The 19,676-nt window shown below is 59.4% G+C and carries 20 protein-coding genes and 1 tRNA gene; 4 read left to right on the top strand and 17 right to left on the bottom strand.

The genetic code is table 11. The annotated features are described in order from the left end of the window. The 9 genes from deoA to FHT87_RS09160 form a co-directional block, all read right to left on the bottom strand. Entirely contained in the window at positions 1-1,308 is a 1,308-nt protein-coding gene (gene deoA / locus FHT87_RS09200; RefSeq protein ID WP_183727607.1) for a thymidine phosphorylase, read from the bottom strand. A gap of 1 nt (position 1,309) precedes the next feature. Then, positions 1,310-2,086: a deoxyribose-phosphate aldolase gene (deoC, locus tag FHT87_RS09195; protein ID WP_183801295.1), complete on the bottom strand. Its 777-nt coding sequence runs from the start codon at positions 2,084-2,086 to the stop codon at positions 1,310-1,312. Between the two features lie 20 nt (positions 2,087-2,106). Continuing rightward, on the bottom strand, positions 2,107-2,901 hold the full coding sequence (locus FHT87_RS09190) for a purine-nucleoside phosphorylase (RefSeq protein ID WP_183801292.1): 795 nt from the start codon (positions 2,899-2,901) through the stop codon (positions 2,107-2,109). Then, positions 2,898-3,287, bottom strand: coding sequence for a cytidine deaminase (locus FHT87_RS09185; RefSeq protein WP_007827313.1), 390 nt, complete (start codon positions 3,285-3,287; stop codon positions 2,898-2,900). Before FHT87_RS09185 ends, FHT87_RS09190 begins: the two co-directional genes overlap by 4 nt. Before the next feature lies 1 nt (position 3,288). Continuing rightward, positions 3,289-4,260 (bottom strand): ABC transporter permease, encoded by a 972-nt coding sequence (locus FHT87_RS09180; RefSeq protein WP_183801289.1) that lies wholly within the window; start codon positions 4,258-4,260, stop codon positions 3,289-3,291. A gap of 10 nt (positions 4,261-4,270) precedes the next feature. Next, the gene (locus FHT87_RS09175) at positions 4,271-5,374 is read right to left on the bottom strand and encodes an ABC transporter permease (protein WP_183727597.1); all 1,104 of its coding nucleotides are present in this window, start codon (positions 5,372-5,374) and stop codon (positions 4,271-4,273) included. 7 nt (positions 5,375-5,381) lie between these two features. Continuing rightward, positions 5,382-6,893: an ABC transporter ATP-binding protein gene (locus FHT87_RS09170; RefSeq protein WP_183801286.1), complete on the bottom strand. Its 1,512-nt coding sequence runs from the start codon at positions 6,891-6,893 to the stop codon at positions 5,382-5,384. 72 nt (positions 6,894-6,965) lie between these two features. After that, positions 6,966-7,958 carry a BMP family ABC transporter substrate-binding protein gene (locus FHT87_RS09165; RefSeq protein WP_183801283.1) on the bottom strand — a complete coding sequence of 331 codons (993 nt, stop codon included), beginning with the start codon at positions 7,956-7,958 and terminating at the stop codon, positions 6,966-6,968. A 319-nt stretch (positions 7,959-8,277) separates the two neighbouring features. After that, the gene (locus FHT87_RS09160; protein ID WP_183801280.1) at positions 8,278-8,595 is read right to left on the bottom strand and encodes a hypothetical protein; all 318 of its coding nucleotides are present in this window, start codon (positions 8,593-8,595) and stop codon (positions 8,278-8,280) included. A 223-nt stretch (positions 8,596-8,818) separates the two neighbouring features. Between FHT87_RS09160 and FHT87_RS09155 the strand changes: the two genes are divergently transcribed. After that, a tRNA-Ser gene (locus FHT87_RS09155) sits at positions 8,819-8,908 on the top strand. A 317-nt stretch (positions 8,909-9,225) separates the two neighbouring features. On the opposite strand, the gene FHT87_RS09150 is transcribed toward FHT87_RS09155, so the two are convergent. The 4 genes from FHT87_RS09150 to FHT87_RS09135 all read right to left on the bottom strand — a co-directional run bounded on the left by FHT87_RS09150 (position 9,226) and on the right by FHT87_RS09135 (position 12,849). After that, complete coding sequence (locus tag FHT87_RS09150) at positions 9,226-9,702, bottom strand: hypothetical protein (protein ID WP_183801277.1); 477 nt, start codon at positions 9,700-9,702, stop codon at positions 9,226-9,228. A gap of 2 nt (positions 9,703-9,704) precedes the next feature. After that, a complete protein-coding gene (locus FHT87_RS09145) occupies positions 9,705-10,403 on the bottom strand; it encodes a DUF3800 domain-containing protein (RefSeq protein ID WP_210277824.1) in 699 nt (232 codons plus the stop codon). An 844-nt stretch (positions 10,404-11,247) separates the two neighbouring features. Then, entirely contained in the window at positions 11,248-12,075 is an 828-nt protein-coding gene (locus FHT87_RS09140; protein ID WP_183801274.1) for a serine protease, read from the bottom strand. 210 nt (positions 12,076-12,285) lie between these two features. Beyond that, positions 12,286-12,849: a DUF6680 family protein gene (locus FHT87_RS09135; RefSeq protein ID WP_183801272.1), complete on the bottom strand. Its 564-nt coding sequence runs from the start codon at positions 12,847-12,849 to the stop codon at positions 12,286-12,288. A 162-nt stretch (positions 12,850-13,011) separates the two neighbouring features. Here FHT87_RS09135 and FHT87_RS09130 point away from each other — a divergent pair, with 162 nt between their 5' ends. Then, entirely contained in the window at positions 13,012-13,218 is a 207-nt protein-coding gene (locus tag FHT87_RS09130) for a hypothetical protein (RefSeq protein WP_183801269.1), read from the top strand. Positions 13,219-13,497: 279 nt separating this feature from the next. On the opposite strand, the gene FHT87_RS09125 is transcribed toward FHT87_RS09130, so the two are convergent. The 3 genes from FHT87_RS09125 to FHT87_RS09115 are packed head-to-tail and all read right to left on the bottom strand — an operon-like array spanning position 13,498 to position 16,441. After that, on the bottom strand, positions 13,498-15,330 hold the full coding sequence (locus FHT87_RS09125; RefSeq protein WP_183801266.1) for a hypothetical protein: 1,833 nt from the start codon (positions 15,328-15,330) through the stop codon (positions 13,498-13,500). Further along, on the bottom strand, positions 15,297-16,163 hold the full coding sequence (locus tag FHT87_RS09120; RefSeq protein WP_183801263.1) for a CHC2 zinc finger domain-containing protein: 867 nt from the start codon (positions 16,161-16,163) through the stop codon (positions 15,297-15,299). The genes FHT87_RS09125 and FHT87_RS09120 overlap by 34 nt, the downstream gene beginning before the upstream one ends. Positions 16,164-16,207: 44 nt before the next feature. Next, entirely contained in the window at positions 16,208-16,441 is a 234-nt protein-coding gene (locus FHT87_RS09115; protein ID WP_183801261.1) for a helix-turn-helix domain-containing protein, read from the bottom strand. A 293-nt stretch (positions 16,442-16,734) separates the two neighbouring features. Between FHT87_RS09115 and FHT87_RS09110 the strand changes: the two genes are divergently transcribed. Both FHT87_RS09110 and FHT87_RS09105 read left to right on the top strand, forming a co-directional pair. Next, entirely contained in the window at positions 16,735-17,226 is a 492-nt protein-coding gene (locus FHT87_RS09110; RefSeq protein WP_183801258.1) for a histidine kinase, read from the top strand. 83 nt (positions 17,227-17,309) lie between these two features. Beyond that, complete coding sequence (locus tag FHT87_RS09105; protein ID WP_183801254.1) at positions 17,310-18,290, top strand: DUF72 domain-containing protein; 981 nt, start codon at positions 17,310-17,312, stop codon at positions 18,288-18,290. A 74-nt stretch (positions 18,291-18,364) separates the two neighbouring features. On the opposite strand, the gene pncB is transcribed toward FHT87_RS09105, so the two are convergent. Continuing rightward, positions 18,365-19,669, bottom strand: a complete 1,305-nt coding sequence (gene pncB / locus FHT87_RS09100) for a nicotinate phosphoribosyltransferase (RefSeq protein WP_183801251.1) — start codon at positions 19,667-19,669, stop codon at positions 18,365-18,367. Positions 19,670-19,676: the final 7 nt, after the last annotated feature.

The following is a 19,676-nucleotide window of genomic DNA, read 5'->3' as shown; positions in this document are numbered from 1 at the left end:
TCAGATACGGCCGGCAATAACGGGGGGAAGCTCCGGCTTCTCGTCGGCAATGCGATAGTTTGCGGCAAGTGCGACGGCGGCTCGTTCCGCCGATGCCTCATCTGCTGCGTGAACGAGCGCTATCGGATCGCCCTCATTCACACGCGTTCCCAGCGGCAGCAGACCGGTGAAGCCAACGCTGTGGTCGATCCTGTCGGCCGGATGGCGCCGCCCGCCGCCAAGGTCGATCACGCTCATGCCCACATCGCGGGCGTCGCAGGCCGCGAGCCAGCCGGTGCGCGATGCCGCAACAGGCCGCTCGATCGGCGCCCTGCGCAGATAGGCATCCGGCCGCTCCAGAAGATCGGCCGGGCCGCCGAGCATATGCACCATGCGTGCGAAGATCTCCGCAGCTTTGCCGGAAGAAAGCGCGTCCTGCGCCTTGCTCTCCGCCTCCATAAGCGAGCCGGCAACGCCCGACTGCACGAGCATTTCGGCGGCAAAGGCAAGCACTATGGTTTCAAGGCGGGTACTGGCCTTTCGGCCAGCCAGGAAATCGAGACAATTGCGCACTTCGACAGCATTGCCGGCGCTATCGGCAAGCGGCTGGTTCATATCCGTTATCAGCGCAGATGTCTTCACACCCGCGCCATTTGCGACCTCGACCAGGGAATGCGCCAGCACGATCGCCTGCTCCGGATCGGCCATGAAGGCACCGTTGCCGGTCTTGACATCGAGCACCAGCGTCTGAAGGCCGGCAGCAAGTTTCTTGGACAGGATTGAGGCCGTTATCAGCGGGATGGAATCGACGGTTGCCGTCACGTCGCGCACCGCATAGAGCCGGCCATCGGCTGGCGCCAAGGTACCCGTCGGGCCGATGATGGCGCAGCCGACCTCCTTCACCACGTTTCGGAAGAGAGCGGCATCCGGATTGATCGTATAGCCTGGAATGGATTCGAGCTTGTCCAGTGTGCCGCCGGTATGACCAAGGCCGCGGCCTGATATCATCGGCACAGCCAGACCACAGGCAGCAGCGATTGGGGCAAGCATCAGCGAAACATTATCGCCCACACCACCGGTCGAATGCTTGTCGGCGACGGGGCGGTCGATACCGTTCCAGGAGAGCATATTGCCGGAACGCGCCATGGCGAGCGTCAGAGCGACCGTTTCCGTGCGCGACATGCCCTTGAACCAGACCGCCATGGCGAAGGCGCCGATCTGGCCTTCCGAGAGGTCGCCGGCGGCAAGTGCCGCAATGAAGGCGTCGATATCGCCTGATGGCAATTCGGCGCCGTTGCGTTTCTGGCGGATAATCTCCTGCGGGATCATCTCAATAGCCCGAGACAGCCGCCGGCTTCGGTTCCGTGCCGCTGAGGACGGCCATGATATGGTCGAGCAGGCCGGAGGCACCGAAACGGAAGGTGGAGGGCATCGGCCAGTCCGGCGTCATGATGGTTTCGGCCAGGCTCAGATAAAGGGCCGCATCGGCGACGGTCGAGATACCGCCTGCGGGCTTGAAACCGACCTTGCGGCCACTCTCCCTGATCGCGCGGATCATGATGTCGGCGGCTTCCAGCGTGGCGTTGACGGAAACCTTGCCTGTGGAGGTCTTGATAAAATCGGCGCCCGCTTCGATCGCCAGCTCAGAGGCGCGGCGGATGAGGGCCGCGTCCTTCAGCTCACCGGTCTCGATGATGACTTTCAAGAGGACAGGCGCGACACACTCGGCGCGCACGGCCGAAACCATATCGGTGACGGCCTTTTCGTTGCCCGACATCAGCTTGCGATAGGGAATGACGAGATCGATCTCATCGGCGCCGTCGGCGATCGCCTCACGCGTTTCGGCGGCGACATCGGCGATTTCCAGATCGCCGGAGGGAAAATTGACGACGGTCGCGATGTGGACCGGATGGCCTTTGCCGAGCACGGTGCGGGCATGGGCGACGAAACGCGGCCAGATGCAGATCGCGGCGCTGTTGCCATAAGGCGTCTGCGCGCGGGCGCAAAGCGTGTCGATCTGCTCCTGCGTGCAGTCGTCATTCAGATTGGTGAAATCGAGAAGGGAAAGGGCGACGGCGGCCGTTTCCCGGCTGGAATGGCTATTCATTTCGCTTCCTCCGCCGGTAATCAATTACCGGCAATCATCTCTTTGAGTATGGCGGCGAGACGGGCACCGCCAACCGGCGCCATATCCTTGGTCTCCTCGTGGCTGAGCTCGTTTCCGGTCATGCCAGCCCCATAGTTGGTGATTACCGAGGCAGCCGCAACCCTCAGGCCCAGCATTCTTGCAATGATGACCTCGGGCACAGTCGACATGCCGACCGCATCGGCGCCGAGGATACGGGCCATGCGGATTTCGGCCGGCGTCTCGAAACTCGGGCCTGAGAACCACATGTAGACACCGCTTGCGAGCGGAATGCCGAGCGTCTTGGCTGCCTTGTGCATAGCCGCCGAAAGCTCGGCATCATAGGCATTGGTCATGCCGACGAAACGATGATCGCTTTCTTCGCCGATCAGCGGGTTCATGCCGGAATAGTTGATGTGGTCGGCGATCTGCATGACCGAGCCGGGCGGTATTTCGTCTTTCAGCGAACCCGCCGAATTGGTGAGGATCAGGACCTCGACACCGAGGGCATGTAACACCTCGATCGGCAGGCGCATGGCGTTGGCATCGCCCTTTTCGTAATAGTGGACACGACCCGAGAGCATGATGACCGGCACCGAACCGAGATGGCCGGCAACGACGTTTCCGGCATGACCGGAGACTGCACTGACTGGAAAGCCCGGCAGGTCCTTGTAGGGGATGCAGACAGCATCCGTGACCTGATCGACCAATGAGCCGAGACCCGAGCCGAGCACGATGCCGTAGCGCGGCTTGAGACCGCCGAGCAAAGCAGCCAGCAGATCGACGGTCGCGTTCATCCGAGTTCGGTCTCAAAGCTGAAGGGAAGCAGCTCTTCCATGGTCATGGTCTTCTTCACCCCGGCTTCGTCGCAGAGATAGATCTTCGTGTCCTTCGAGGCGAATTCCGAGATCTTCTGCCGGCAGCCGCCGCAGGGCGGGCAGAGCGGCAGCTTTTCGGCGATGACGGCCATTTCGACGATCTTCTTAGCGCCGCCCATGATCATGGCGCCGATCGCCGTCGGCTCGGCGCACCAGCCCTGTGGGAAGGAAAGGTTCTCGATATTGGCGCCGGTATAGACCTTGCCGTCTTCGGCGCGGATCGCCGCGCCGACCGGAAACTTGGAGTAAGGAGCATGCGCGAAGGCCATGGCGCCGCGCGCCGCTTCGAACAGGTCGTGGGACATATCAACGCTCCTTCACATAGGGCACGCCGCCGGCCTTCGGCGGGATTGCAACGCCGATGAAGCCGGCGAGCAGAACACAGGTCAGGATATAGGGCAGCGCCTGGAAAACCTGAACCGGCACCTCACCGATCAGCGGCACCTGTTTGCCCTGCATGAAATTCGCCAGCGCATCGAGGAAACCGAAAAGCAGGCAGGCGAACATGACGGGCACCGGCCTCCACTTGGCGAAGACGAGGGCGGCGAGCGCGATATAGCCCTTGCCGGCCGACATGTCCTTGATGAAGGCAGCCGATTGGGCGATCGCCAGATAGGTGCCGGAGAAGCCGCAGAGAATGCCGGCGCACATGACGGCGCGGTAGCGCAGCCAGGTTACCGAAATGCCTGCCGTATCCACCGCACCCGGATTTTCGCCGACGGCGCGAAGGCGAAGGCCGAAACGCGTGCGATAGAGGACCCACCAGGAGAAGGGCACGGCGAGGAAAGCGAGATAGGTGAGGATATTGTTGCCGGAGATCACGCCGGCATAGAGCGGGCCGATGAGCGGCACGTCCCTGATAGCATCGGCACCCGGCAGAATGATCGGTGCGAAGCGGGCGTCGGGCGCCAGCTGCGGCGTGCGGCCGCCCTGCCCGAACCAGGCCTGGCCGAGCACGATGGTGATACCGGCGATGAAGAAGTTGATGGCGACACCCGAGATGATCTGGTTGCCGCGATTGGTGATCGAGGCAAAGCCATGCACGAGGCTGAGCGCCACCGAGCACACGATGCCGGCGCCGAGGCCGGCCCAGGCCGAGCCGGTGAGATAGGCGATGCAGGCGGCGGCGAAGGCCGAGCCCAGCATCTTGCCTTCGAGACCGATATCGAAAATACCGGCGCGCTCGGAAAACAAGCCGGCAAGCGCGGTGAAGATCAGCGGAATGGAGAGCCGGATCGTCGAACTCAGAACGTTGATGAAAATTTCATAATATTCCATCGTCTGTTCCTCAGGCTCGCTTGAACTGCTGGTAGATGAGCACCATTGCCGGGCGGAACATATATTCCAGAGCACCGGCAAACAGGATCACCAGACCCTGAATGACGAGGATCATCTCGCGGGTGATGTTGGGCATTTCGAAGGAGATCCAGTCGCCGCCCTGATAGAGGACGCCGAAAAGGATCGCGGCGAAGATGATGCCGAGCGGATGGTTTCGTCCCATCAGCGATACGGCGATGCCGACGAAGCCCGCGCCGCCGACGAACTCCACCTGCAGACGAGCCGACGAGCCCATGACCGGGTTCAGCGCCATCATGCCGGCGAGTGCGCCAGAGAGCAGCATGGCGATGATGATGGTGCGCGCATGGGGCGTGCCGGCATAGGCGGCGGCGGTCGGGCTGATGCCCAGCGTGCGCATATCGAAGCCGAGCTTGCTGCGCCAGACCAGCACCCAGACAAACCAGGCGGCGAACAGCGCGATGATGAAGGAGACGTTGAAGGGCGCTGCCCCGAGCTTGGCGCCGAACATGCTCATGACCCAGCCGAGCTTCGGAAGCTGTCCGCCTTCGAGGAAGGTGCGGGTTTCCGGCGCCATCTTGCCCGGCACGATCAGCACATGCACCAGCAGATAGACCATGAGAGCGGCGGCAATATAGTTGAACATGATCGTCGTGATGACGATGTGGCTGCCGCGCTTGGCCTGCAGGAAGGCGGGAATGAAGGCCCAGGCGGCCCCGAAGAGACCGGCGCCGATAATGGCAACCGGCATGGTCACATACCAGGGCACATAATTGTCGAGTGCCAGCGCCACCAGCGCACAGCCAAGCCCGCCAATATAGGCCTGACCTTCCGAGCCGATGTTGAAGAGGCCGGCATGGATGGCGACGGCGACCGAAAGGCCGGTGAAGATGAAGCTCGTCGCGTAATAGAGCGTGAAGCCGATGCCTTCACCGCTGCCGAAGGCACCTTCGATGAGCAGCGAAAGCGCGGCCAGCGGGCTTTCGCCGATCAGCCAGATGACAAAGCCCGAGATCAGGAAGGCGACGACCAGGTTTAAAAGAGGGATCAGACCGTAATTGATCCATCTCGGTAGGGATACGGAAGCAGTGCTCATCGAGGCCTCACGCGGCAATGCCGGCCATCATCAGGCCGAGGGTCTGTTCACCGGCATCGGGCGTCTTCTCGCCGACGACATGGCCGGCAAACATGACAAGGATACGGTCTGAAAGGGCGCGGATTTCGTCGAGCTCAACGGAGACGAGCAGGATGGCCTTGCCCGCATCGCGCATCTCGATGATCCGGCGATGGATGAATTCGATGGCGCCGATATCGACGCCGCGGGTCGGCTGGCCGATGATCAGCATCTTCGGGTCGCGCTCGATCTCGCGGGCGACGACGATCTTCTGCTGGTTGCCCCCGGAAAAATTTGCCGTCTTCAGGCGCGGGTTCGGCGGGCGGATGTCGTATTTCTCGATTTTCTCCATTGCATCCTTGCGGATGGCGTCGAGATCGAGCAGCGGGCCGCGGCTGTATTCGGGACGGTGGTGATAGCCGAGTACGGCATTTTCATATTCCTCGAATTTCAGGACCAGGCCCATGTGATGGCGGTCTTCGGGAATGTGCGCGAGGCCGAGCTCGCGCAGGCGGGCCGGATCGGCCTTGTCGATCGGCTGGCCATCGAGCAGGATTTCGCCCGATGCCGGCTTGCGGATACCTGATATCGCCTCCAGCAGTTCCGACTGGCCGTTGCCGGCGACACCGGCAATGCCGACGATCTCGCCGGCGCGGACATCGAAGGAGACGTTGTCGACCATCGTCACGCCCCTGTTGTCCTTGACCGTCAGGTTGCGCACGGACAGCAAGACGTCGGCGGGCTTCGCCTCGCCCTTCTGGACGCGCAGCAGCACGCGGCGGCCGACCATGAGTTCGGCGAGCTCTTCGACCGTGGTCTCGCTCGTCTTGCGGGTGGCGACCATCTCGCCGCGGCGCATGACGGAGACGGTATCGGTGATCGCCATGATTTCGCGCAGCTTGTGGGTGATCAGGACAACGGTCTTGCCCTCGTCGCGCAGCACGCCGAGGATGCGGAACAGGTGATCGGCCTCGGCCGGGGTCAGCACGCCCGTCGGCTCGTCGAGGATCAGGATCTCGGCGCCGCGGTACATGGCTTTGAGGATTTCCACACGCTGCTGCAGGCCGACCGGAAGCTGCTCGATCAGCGCGTCCGGATTGACCTCCAGGCCGTATTCGGTTTCCAGCCGCTTGAGTTCGGCGCGCGCGGACGCAACGCCCCTTGCCAGCAGCGCGCCGCCTTCGGCGCCGAGCATGATGTTTTCGAGGACGGTGAAATTATCGACCAGCATGAAATGCTGGTGCACCATGCCGATGCCGGCTGCGATGGCCGCCTGGCTGTCCCTGATGGTGATGGGCTGGCCGTTGACGCGGATCTCGCCGCTGTCGGCCTGGTAAAAACCGTAGATGATGGACATCAGGGTCGATTTGCCAGCGCCGTTTTCCCCGATAATGCCATGGATCGAGCCCTTGGCGACGGTCAGGTTGATGTCCTTGTTGGCGTGAACGGCGCCGAATTTCTTGTCGATGCCGACAAGTTCGATAGCGGGCTGGTCTGTCACAGCAGGCTCCAAATAAGAAAAGGGCGTATGGCGAAAATCCTTGTCCGCCATACGCCCGATCTCAGTTACGACTCACTTCGGGCAGGCATTGTCCGTGGTGTAATCGTGAACCTTGATGGTGCCAGCAATGATGTCGGCCTTGGCCTTGTCAACGGCAGCCTGCATCTCCGGCGTGATCAGCGGCTTGTTGTTCTCGTCGATCGCGGCGGCAACGCCGTCTTCCTTGATGCCGAGAGACTGGACACCAGCGGTGAACTTGTCGCTCTTGGTGTCGTTGAAGGCGTTGTAGACAGCCAGATCGACGCGCTTGACCATCGAGGTCAGAACGGAACCCGGATGCAGATGGTTCTGGTTGGAATCGACGCCGATCGACAGTTTCTTGTTGTCGGCTGCCGTCTGCAGAACGCCGAGACCGGTCGCACCGGCTGCCGCGTAAACGACGTCAGCGCCCTGGTCGATCTGGTTCTTGGTGAGCTCGCCGCCGCGAACCGGGTCGTTCCAGGCTGCACCGGTCGTGCCGGTCATGTTCTGGAAGACTTGGATATCAGCCTTGGCGGCGCGTGCGCCCTGCTCGTAGCCGCATTCGAACTTGCGGATCAGCGGAATGTCCATGCCGCCGACGAAGCCGACCTTGCCGGTCTTCGACGCCATGCCGGCGAGAATGCCGACGAGATAGGAGCCTTCCTCTTCCTTGTAGAGGACGGAGCGGACGTTCGGCTTGTCGACGACGGAGTCGACGATGATGAACTTGGTGTCCGGGAATTCGGCGGCAACCTTCTCGACAGCCGAGGTCCAGGCGAAGGAAACGGCAACGACCGGGTTGAAGCCGCGGCTTGCGAAGTTGCGGATGGCCTGCTCGCCCTGGGTGTCGCCGGTCGGCTCGAAATCGCGGTAGGCGATGCCGGTTTCCTTCTTGAACTTTTCAGCGCCGTTGAAGGCAGCTTCGTTGAAGGACTTATCGAACTTCCCGCCGGTGCCGTAAACGAGAGCCGGCTTGATGTCGGCGGCAAGCGCCGTCGTCGACATCGCTGCCACGGCAAGGAGGGTGAGAAGGGATTTTTTCATGAGTTTGCAGCCCTGTTGTTGCTATTTGTTTGGGGTCCTCCCGCAAGCCTTTTTCAGGCATGTCTGCGGAACCACCGACCTCCCCCCGGAGGCCTGGCTGCGCGCATCCTTGCATGGCTCCGCGAAAAATTCACGAGAAATTTTTCGGTTGGTAAAGATTTGCCATGATTGCCGAAAATCAGCCCACAGGTCCTGAATTCTGGGCAAATCGACCGCTGAAATGCAGATTTTCTAACCAATGCCCTGGCGGCACCAGGCTCATCATCCGGCCGTTTCAGGAACTGCCGATTGCACTTTTTCAGACCCTCCAACCCCTCAGCTATGCGGTAAAGCGGCCTGCCACCGGCGGCTTCTTGTAACCGATCATCCACAGGATGAGCGACAGGACCAGAAGCACGGCAAAGGCCGGCTGCAGCATGAGCCACTGAAAGATGAAGGCGTAAAAACGCGGATGGACGTAATAGGAAACGGAGGACTGGAGCGCTGATAGCGTCGAGGGACTGACATCCTGCCAGGCATCCGCCATCGGGGTCATGATCACTTGCGAGGATGCGACGGACTGAATGGAATCGATGGTTCCGGCAATGACCGCAACTGCCAGCGCAAACAGACTGGCGAGACGCAACAAGAAACGCATCAATTCCTCCGACGACGGGTGTGCCTGATGTCCGGCGAGCCGCGCCATTCTTCACTCAAACCTAGACATAGGTCCGGAGCAGACACAGCGCAATGGACGGCATGCGCGCAGTTTTATCGGAAGAAGTCAAAAAACTGTTAGATTTGGGTTGATCGGCAAAAATTCATCGGTATATATCGCGCCGTTCCGACGATTTGCTCCTCTCCGGTGCGAAACGCAAAATGGACAGGTGGCCGAGTGGTTGAAGGCGCACGCCTGGAACGCGTGTGTACGTGAAAGCGTACCGAGGGTTCGAATCCCTCTCTGTCCGCCATTTTTGTTTGTGTCTAATCCATTGAGAGTGCTGCATTATTTAATGCCAGTGCGCCTGTATCGTCGTTTGACATTCACTTTTAGCCCTGACGGACAGCTACAGAGGGTATGCACTCAACTTTTTCCCACTACTAACTACCTAATATGATTCGAACTTCGCTCTTCGCAGACTCCGTTCTTTCAAAATGTCAATAACCTTTCATCAAAAATACCTTGACTTTTGTACCCTCATGAACGCATATAGTAACCATCTCATCCACCAGCTTTAAGCGTCAGTGTGGAAGGAGTTACGGCCCCGCTTCGGCGGGGCTAGTCGTTTTAACGGTATGTCTGCCAGCGCTTCGCTAGTTTCCGCCGCTCGTGGGTTTGCGTTACCGAATAAGCAGTCCACGGCAGAAAGAAAGTACGTCGGTTGGCGATGACCAGCATGTAATCATGCTCTTCGCACCAAATATGCGTCCTGATCTCACCACGTATTTCTTGGTCCCAGACCTTCAAATCAGGATCAGTCGCATTGTCCATTATGGAGCGTGGCCAGCAAATTCGTTCACAGCGCCTAAAGTCTATCGTGCGCTCGGACTCAACCGATCCTTCCGAGATGAAGTGCCAAAACGTCGCCTCTTTATCTTGTTCGACTGGATAACGCTTAAGCCGCACAGGAAGCCCACGAAAGGTGGGCGTTGCACCTCCAAGGAAATCTCGGCGGAAGTGCCCATAGAGAGCATCGAGATATAAATCCCAATCTCCACCATACTCATTGAGCAGCACGAGAGGAGGCAACCAGTTAATCGCCAAGCTTAGTGCTCCCCTTGCCAGTAGAGGATGTTGAATTTCTCCTCTTTGTAGAGGGTGCTGCGGCTTAGCGAATAACCACTGCGCTCAGCGATTCGATTGATAACCGCCCGCTTACCCTCATTCGCGTCTAGCTCCCGCGCTTTATAGGCCATTGCGCCAATGAGCACGTCCGCGATTTGACTTTGGGCCACCTCGTGTGAACGAATCTGCTGGACTTTATGGATGACCTGCCGAGAGAAATCATACGCGTTATTACACAGAACATCGTGAAGCTTCTGGACCTTGGCGTTGCTTCGCGTGTCTTTTATATCTAAATAAATGTTATATTGGTCAGATGGCCTCAATATGATTTTGAGCATATTGAAGTACTGTTTATAGTACCAGTCGTCGTGAGTTTGATTAAATTTTTTGTGGTTTATTACTTGTTTGTCTGGGATAACCAAGCATCGAAAGTTGATGTCGTCATCGTCAAAAAAATAATCCACCAAGTCCAAGTACATCTGAACTTTAGATGAGCTAATTTTCGTCCACTTGAATTCGAACCCAGGCGACATGCCGTGGCGCTCACGAATATCTTTAACGCGTTGTGAAATCTCCTGCTTTTTATCAATCAGGGACCACACGGCCCCAAATACCATCGCCTTCTGCCCATCGTTCTCAAGATGACAAGATTCATCGCAATACACGTTATAAATAAGCATGATTCTTCAACGTCCTCAATCAAGAGCAATGATAGTAAGCCGCGCACTTGGTTTCAACTAAACTTGAACCAACGGCGGAATAACTTCCAAACCTGTTGGGTCATGCGCCGACGCAAGGCCGCGTATCGCAGACACCATACACGTGGTAGAGCCCTGGTTCTTTCCGTGCCGTGGAGGCAAGACGCAAGGGGACCGGTGCGGGCGGGCTCTGTCCAGATCATCGCTAGAGCGGCGGGGCGTCAAACCCTCGGTCACGGTCTCTAAAGGCCACGACCTTTTGCATGCTGCTGGTGGGTTTCAGCGGGGATGCGCCGTGTTCTGCCTCAACTAACAGCTTTTCGATGCGCCCAATCATCGTTTCTGCGTGAGGATAGAGCCCAGTCGCCGTGCTTCGCCACTCGTGCAGTTTCATGAGGCCAGTCTCCCAGTCAGCCCAGGTGTTGGCGTTCTGTATCATCGGCTTTAGCTCTCAGCCATAGCTTGAAGCTGGGTTGTATCAGATAACATCTTTGCCAACCCCTCTCGGCAGCCAAGGATCACTTCGGAGTATTCAGGGAATGCCGCCGCGAGTCGCCGCTCAATGCCGGGCGTCGTGGCGCTAAGGAGCTGGGTTGCGCGCATGCATTCGGCCGCCACCTCAGAGACCAGCCTGTAAGCCCCTACTTTCCGGTCACTCGCTTGAAGGGCTCGGTCCTTCTCCCACCCAATAGCTGACAAGATGATTGAGAGAAGGTCCATCACTTGATCCCGCCCAGCGCCCGTAAGTCGAGCATGCCGGGAGAGTGGGTTGTGGTCAAGCGGCTCAGCCCATCACCCGAACCTTCAAGTATCGACAGGTGATCGGTTACTTTATTCGGCGAGGCTTAATGTACTCAACCTCCGCGGCCGCTAACAGTTCTTCAATCGCAGACACGTGCCAAACACGGCCTAGATCGGATTCAGGATTAATTCGCCCCGAATATATGCCAAGAAACTCCCACACCGTTTCCCCGGTCAACGTGGTGTTGATGCGTCCGTCCTTTATCGAGCGATAGCCTCCAGGACGATATGCTATTACTGCGGAACCGGACTGGCCGGGTCGCGTTCTACAGTCAATTATAAACGACGGGTTATCTGGGGAGATGAAACTGAGTTCCTGAGCAAGGAAGCCTGTTGCCCAAAGAGGGAAATGTTCGGACGACGAAAGCCCAAATGGGAATCCGATTACGCTGATCGGTTCTGCTGGTCCAATTTCTATGGAACGGCGGTCAAGATCGGTTTTGAGAAAATATGGATACTTAGTTACATCGGAGCCCCAGGAAAGATTCAGTGCAACCATATCTGCGTTTGCTCCGAGTCTGGGATGTTCTATCCAGAACGGAGTGCCATCACTGCGATAAAGGGGAAGTTTAACCTCCTTCCACTTCCAGACACTTTCGCTCGCCTTGTGGAAATGGATGACAATGTTGTCGGGTATCGCTCCATTACGATTCAAGCATTTGGATGTTTCCTGATGCCTGCCAGTTACGTTGTGGCGATTAGTAATCAATGCGCAGTGTGATTCTTTGTCATTTGCAGCGAGAAAAACTGACCCACTCGCGAGTAGCAGGTCACCATAATACATTTCTATGTATAAGGACTTTAAGCTCGGAACTGCAACGTTGAGCTTGGCGGGAGTAGTCTCCAAATCCATATCGACACCACGAGTTAAGCGCTCTGCTTCATGTATAGTGTGGGAGCCCTAACACAAAGAACTCTCTAGCTTTTGACCAAGTTGAAAGTGACCAAACTGCGGGAACGGACCCGTGTCTCAGAGGCCATCTATGTGTCAGTGTCCGCGCGATTCCCCCTACCCTTGATTAGACCCAATCTTTTTTAAAATGAGGGTGCCGCCACTAGGCGTTTATTTAATGTCTTCCGGCGTTGCGGCAGCTTCGGTTTGGATCAGCGACTGAGGCGGCGGTATGACAGCAACTGGTAACACGGCATTGCCCGTGGCTATGGCGGTAAGGGACTCTCTCAAACGCTTTTGCGCCTGCTCCTCATCCAGCCATCCTTGCGGGGCGTAGGCACCGCGAAGAATTTGCAGCTGCTCGACAGGGGTTCCTACTGCCTTTGACATTTCCGATAGAAGATAAGCGACATGAAGATCCGCTTTCTCGCCCAACCGCGCACGGGCCTCTGCTTGAAGCCACATCGTGTCATCAAAAATGGCCATGAGTTCCTTGTAGCGCTGCATGACCGCGTTCTCGGAATAGAAGTAAACCGGAACAAGGTTCAGCGCGCCCACGAACTCTGCATTTGTGGGATTTCTACGGGTCCGCATCATGGAAACAAATAAGCTGCGTCTGCTGCTCTTCCAGGCTGACCGTTCTTGATACCAGAGCGTTATCGCCACTGCCGCAATAGGGCCAACGAACGTTGCAACTACCACCGCCCAATCAACTTGGGACACCCAACCCATCATCACCTTCCCTCGCCCGAAATTGGAGCAAAGTGCCATAAATTCCGTGCACCGCAAGTCTCAATAGACCAAGCTCTTGCGAGTCTGTCGTGAAGTCACCAAGATGTTCCGGACTTTCGATGAACAGCCACTTCATTGCCAGCAACACAACCGGGGAGACCAGCAATGACGAATTTCAAGGCTGAGGACGAAGCGATCGGGACGATCATCCTGGTGGAGGAACTGTTTCAATCCCTGGGCAAGTCCGGCATCGTGCCTGCAGCCGTCATGGCTGACGTCGTGCGCGGCGCGGTTGCGAGACTGGATACGACCGATCATTTCGGCGCGGGTGCGGCTGTCCGTCATTATTTCGAAAGCTGGCTGTCGAAGTAGATAATCTTCGCTGGCTGCATAGGATGCATAGGATGCATAGGATGCAGGGGCAGTTTTCAGCGCTCCATGGGAATTGTCAGATTCAATGCCTGTCATGTCACCATCTGACATTTCCCACACGACGTATAAAAAATCCTATGCATCCTATGCATCCTATGCAGAGAGGTACTTGAAAGTCCCTCATTAGGGCGGGGACATTGGTTGACTGCCGCGAAGAACATCCACTTCGACGAAAGCACCGGTGCAACTTAGCCTCGTCGCGTAGGCAGCGTCTTTGCCTCAACTTTGGCCCGCACTTTGGACTTTCCAAAGGACCGCATTGGCGCGGTTCTTTCCAGCACCGACGATCATTTGTCCGTCGACAATCCGCCCGCAGTTCTTGCGCAGGAAACCGCTGAACCGCGTCGTATTCAGCCTGCCGCGCTCGATGAAATCGCCAAGCGCCTCGACCAGCGCTTCATGCCGGCGGTTACCAACAGGGTCGAAGGCGCCTTCGTCCACCATCCTGGCAATATCGGCCGCGGCCCAGGGTTTGCCGGCCGGCAGGGCCGCGATGATTGCCGACGTTCTTTCCTTCTCCGGGTCGTTGTCGCGGATCCTGGCAGCGTTGCCGAGCGGGTCGGGCAGGCCGAGCCAGACGAGCGCGGAGCGGACGAGGTTCGACCAGTGCTCGAAGGAACCGAGCGCCGGCGAGACCTTGGCGGCCTCACTGGCGACGAAGGCCCGCAGGACGGTCAGGGCCGATGTGACGATCTCCACCCGCTGGCGGCGCGTATCCTCGATGACGTCGCTTGCAAAGACGCGCTCTTCCGGCCGCTCGACGCCGGCATCGAGGTTGATCAGGACGACGCGCCGCGTCAGGTCGCCGGCAAAGCGCAGCCCGTTGCCCGTGGCGCAGAGCATGACCGCCGTTGCCGAGTCAACCGCAAGCGTCTTGCCGAGGGGACGGATACTGACTTCCTCCTGGGACAGAACCTGACAAAGATGATCGGAGCGAAGCGCCACCGACAGGTTGTCGAGAGCGATGAAACTGTCGCCCTGCAACAGCCTGGACTCGAGGACCTTGCGCAGCTCGTTGTCGTCGCCCGCATAGGAGTTGACCGCAGCGAGCCGGCCGGTCGCGAGAATGGCGGCAACGTCCACCAGCTTGGATTTGCCCGTGCCGGGCGCCGTCGCATTGACCCCGAACAGCGGGGCGGTTTTCAGGCTGGGGCGGACGATCGCCGTCAGGATCATGGCGAGGGCTGCCGATTCATCGATGCCGCTCACGAAGGGGAAGCTCGCGACAAGCTTCCTGATGTTTTCCAGCGCTGTCATGGCTTGCGCCCTGTCGGGGCATTCGGGGATTTGGGGCCATGTCTTGTCCGATTCGAAGAGTATGCCGGATTGCCGGTCGAAGCCCTTGGTGTCGATGACGGTGCCATCGCTGCGCATCGTCGGCAGGGATGCGACCGCCGTGATCTGCGGGAAAGGCCATTCCCCGTGCCGCGCAATGACGGATCTCGCGACCAGTGCCGGGCAGGACACGGCGTTGTAGCCGAGTGTCCTTCGCGCGTCGGGTTTCAGCCAGCGTATGTATTTCGTCAGTATTACGATCAGCGCATGCTCATCGACGGGGACCAGCACCGTCTTTTCCTTCCCCGCGATGCGGACGGCGTGAAACAGGGCCGTGTCGCGGGCATAGAGCGGCGCGCCGGCATCGATGGCCAGGCGGCAGGCAGTCGTTACCGCTTCCGAAAGGTCGGCTTCATGGAAGAGCAGCGTCGGCCGTTCGTCTCCCTCCGTGGTCGGTGGGGGCAGGTCACGGACGACTGGTTTGCGGTGCGATACGCGGCCCTTACTCTCGACCGTTACAGGTTTTTCGTCGTCAGCACCCGCGGGCGCGAAGGGGCGCACCGTGGCCTGCATGAAGGCGTCGATCTCGGCCGGCGTCCATCCGTCATCGAGCGCATCGGCGCAGTCCCAGCCGCGGCCGGGAAAAAGGCCGGCGCGCCAGTCGTCGACGCGATAGCATTCGAGTTCGCTTGCGACACCGACATCGGCAAGACCGACAAGCCGGATGCGAGCCCCGAGGCGCGTCAGCTGCAGCGCGATTTCATGCGCTGCAGCCATGCCGGGCGATCGAAATCCGGCCATATCAGCACGTCGCGGCCCGAGAGCGGCGACCAGTCGGTGTGCCTGACGCCCTGCGTGCCGCCCGCCCAGGAAACGACCGCCCGCTCGCTCGCCATGCTGAGCCTGTCGCGGCACTTCTCGCCCTCGACAATGATCACTTCTTTCTCGCCGATATCCTGCAAACCATAGAGCGGCCGCGGCTTGGCGAACGGCAGGCGGCACCATGTTTGCGTCCCGTCGGGCAGGCGGGCGAACATGACCATCGGCGTTTCCTTAGCCCCATCGGCGAGATCATGGCGCAGCACGTAGCCAAGGAGCGAACCGTCAGCGTTGCGATAGGGAAACACCATCGACGGCGCAAAGGAGCCCCATTCGGAGCGCCCGCCCCTGCGCTTGGGATTGTAGAGCCTGACAGGCCGGCCGGGCACCAGCAGATCCGCCGGCGGCGGCAGGGCCGTTATGCCCTCATAGGCATCCGGCGCCTTGTCCGGCCCCGGCCGGGCGGCCGGCCGGCTGCCGATGCCGCCGAGGATGCGGATTGTTTCGGGCATATCGACGCCCTTCATCTCCCGCACGAAATCAAGGACATCGCCTTGCTTACCGCAGCCGAAGCAATGGAAACGTTCCACTCCATCGCGTGCTATGAAAACCTTGAACGACGGCGTGTCTTCGGCATGGAACGGGCAGCAGGTTTCGAACTCCCGTCCATTCCGGCCGAGCTTGTAGCCGTATTGCGTGATGGTCGAAGACAGCGACACGTCACGCCGCAAACGCGCGATATCATCAGTGTCGCCGGTCTTCGGCGACGCGTATTCAGGCATCCGGTACATGAGATTTTCCGTATTGAGCAGGAAGGCTGGGGGCTATCGCGCGATCACAGAGGCTCGGGCTCGCAGGCTTCTTCGGCGGGCTGCCGGGACAAGGCCGAGGCCCGAACGCTCCGATCCACGAAGCTCTGCAGATCCTGAGGGCGGAACAGCGTGCGGGAACCGACCTTGACGAAGGGAAGCTGGCCGGCCTTGACCTGCCGGTAAATGCTGGCGCGGCTGATGCCGGTCGCCTCTGTGACTTGCCTGATGTTCAGCAGAATTCTCGGGGTGACTTCCACGGTTTCTCTCCAGATCCTGACGTATCCAGGCGTATCTGTAGAGGCGGATAGTTGAGAGGAAGAAGTCACTCCGATGCGGCGGGCATCTCCTTTGGCTCAACGCACATTTGGCAGCTCGCTGCCCGCCATTTCCCGAAGACACCAAAAATGGATCACGACGGCATGCGCTTGTCCCGGCTCCTGGTAAGGCTTGGCAAAGCAAAAGCCGGTAACGATCCGATGTGGCGCGATCCGGAGCGAGAGGGGCGGCAAGGGCTGCTGCCCGTCGGGACGCGACCATGCGGGGACCTACCATGAAGAAGCTCATCATTGCCGCAGCCTTTGCGGCATTCCTGCCTGTGATGGCCCAGGCGGAAACGCTGGAATTTCCGAGCGACGATCCTGTCGCGAGCGTAACCATTCCCGACAGCTGGGGGCCGAAGGAAACGGAGACCGGCATCGATGCCCAGTCCGAGGATTCGGCGATCTATCTTTCGATCGACGTTGCCGATGAAGCGACGAGCGACAAGATCATCGACGAGGCCTTCGCCTTCCTGCAGAAGAATGGCGTCAGCATCGAGGAGAAGACCCAGAAGGAGTCCGAAGCCGAAATCAACGGCATGACGATGAAAACCTTCGACTGGGACGGCAGCGACAAGGAAGGGCCGGTCAATATCGGCGTCGCCGTGCTTTCGCCAAGCGAAGGCAAGCTGCTCCTGATCACCTACTGGGGCACCAAGGGCAAGCAGGATGCCCATGACGACGAGCTGATCGCTATCATCAGCTCGCTGAAGCCGACCGGCTGAGCTTGCCCGATGCGAGGCGCTGCCGCCAGGGCGGCGCCTTATTGCATTCGGGAACAAGAGCGCGCCGGCACAGTTCCCTTTCCATGGCAAAAACAGGCACGATCCGCATCGGCATATCGGGATGGACCTATGTGCCCTGGCGCGGCGTCTTCTACCCTAGGGGATTGGCTAGGAAGAGCGAGCTTGCCTATGCCTCGCGGCAATTTCCCTCCATCGAGATCAACGGCACATTTTACGGGCTGCAGAAGCCGGATGCTTTCGCCAGCTGGCGCGACGACACACCCGACGGTTTCGTTTTCTCGGTCAAGGGCTCGCGCTACATCACCCATCTGAAGCGCCTGCGCGACGTCGAGACGCCGCTTGCCAATTTCCTGGCTTCGGGCGTGCTGCGTTTAGGGCCGAAGCTCGGGCCAATCCTTTGGCAATTTCCGCCGAACCAGACATTCAATGCCGAGCTCTTCGACAACTTCCTGGCGATGCTGCCGAGGGATACGGATGCTGCGGCCGATATGGCGAAGCGGCATGACGAACGGCTCGACGGCCGAGCCTGGACGAAGAGCGAGAGGGTGCTGCCGATGCGCCATGCGCTGGAAATCCGCCACGACAGTTTCTGCGCACTCGAATTCATCGAACTGCTGCGCAGGCACAAGGTCGGGCTGGTGGTCGCCGATACCGTGGAATGGCCGCTGCTGATGGATGTGACGGCGGATTTCGTCTATTGCCGCCTGCATGGATCGGAGCAGCTTTACGTCAGCGGCTACAGCGGCGAGGCGCTCGATCGCTGGGCCGGGCGCATCAATGCCTGGACGCACGGGATCGAGCCCGGCGACGCCAACCGTATCAAGCCGCCGCTGAAACGCTCGGCAAAAGGCCGCGATGTCTATGTCTATTTCGACAATGACGTGAAGGTACGCGCGCCGGCCGATGCCCGCTCGCTCGCCGGGAAGCTCGGTGTCGCTCTGCCGCCTGATGACAGTCTCGTCGACAAGCCGAAACGCCGTGGCGGAAAGCCCGTCACCGAGGAGCCGCGCCAGCATTGGCCGGCGCTGCGTACCTCACCCTAGAACCGGTCAGATGGCTCCAAGATCCGGATGAGGGGCTACAGGCGCCAGTCCAGCCGTCAAAAGGGATCGCAGTTTTAGACCAGCACGGCCTGATCAGTGCGGTCCTCGGTGCCGAAGAATTTCAGATAGCGCTCGACCTCGGCCGGTTCGCCGGTCGCCTTCTGGGGGTTGTCCGAGAGCTTGACCGCCGGGCGGCCATTGGCGTCGCTCACCTTGCAGACGATGGAAATCGGCAGGAAATCGGAACTGTCGTTCGGCGCGCAGCCGGCGAAGTCATTCGTCAGGTTCGTGCCCCAGCCGAAGCTCATGCGCACACGGCCTTCGAAATGCTTGTAGGTATCGATGATCGCATCGACATCGAGACCATCGGAGAAGATCAGGAGCTTCTGGCGCGGGTCGCGGCCCATCTTCTTCCACCAGTCGATGATCTTTTCGCCGCCTTCGACCGGCGGGGCGCTGTCCGGGCGGAAGCCGGTCCAGTCGGCCACCCATTCCGGCGCGTCGCGCAGGAAGGCGGCGGTTCCGAAGGCGTCCGGCAGCACGATCAAGAGGTTGCCGCCATAAAGCTTGTTCCAGTCGCGCAGCACCTTGTAGGGCGCGTTCTTGAGCTGCTCGTCGGTTTCCGCGAGAGCTGCGGCGACCATCGGCAGCTCGTGGGCATTGGTGCCGACGGCTTCGAGATCGGAATCCATAGCCAGCAATACATTGCTGGTGCCAGTAAAGGCTGGGCCGATGCCTTCCTTCAGCGCTTCCACGCACCAGCGCTGCCAGAGGAAGCTGTGGCGGCGGCGGGTGCCGAAATCGGAAATGCGCAGGCCCGGCAGCTCACGCAGTTTCTCCACCTTGGCCCACATCTTGGCCTTGGCGCGGGCATAGAGAACATCGAGCGTGAAAGGCCCCATCGTCTTCATGGCTGCGCGCGAGCGCATCTCGTTGATGATGGCGAGGGCCGGGATTTCCCACATGGTCGTTTCCTTCCACGACCCATGGAAATCGAGCACATATTGCCCGTCCTTCTTGGAAAGCTCGTATTCCGGCAGCTGGAAATTGGAGAGCCAGGCCAGGAATTCCGGCTCAAAGATCTGGGCGCGGCCATAGAAGCTGTTACCGGCCAGCCAGATCATCTCCTTCTTGGCGAGCCTCAGCGTGCGCGCATGATCGAGCTGCTCGCGCAGTTCGCCCTCGTCGATCTGCTCTGCGAGGCGCACGCGTTTGGTGCGGTTGATGAGGGTGAAGGAGGCGTCGACATCAGGATAGAGCTTCCAGATCATCTGCAGCATCAGGAGCTTGTAGAAATCCGTATCGATCAGACTGCGGACGATCGGATCGAGTTTCCAGGTATGATTATAGACGCGCCTTGCGATATCGGTCCTGGCCATGAAGCTC

Origin of the sequence: Rhizobium sp. BK316, assembly GCF_014193695.1 — a bacterium.
Taxonomy (GTDB): Bacteria; Pseudomonadota; Alphaproteobacteria; order Rhizobiales; family Rhizobiaceae; genus Rhizobium.
This window is presented reverse-complemented; position numbering and strand designations above follow the sequence as displayed.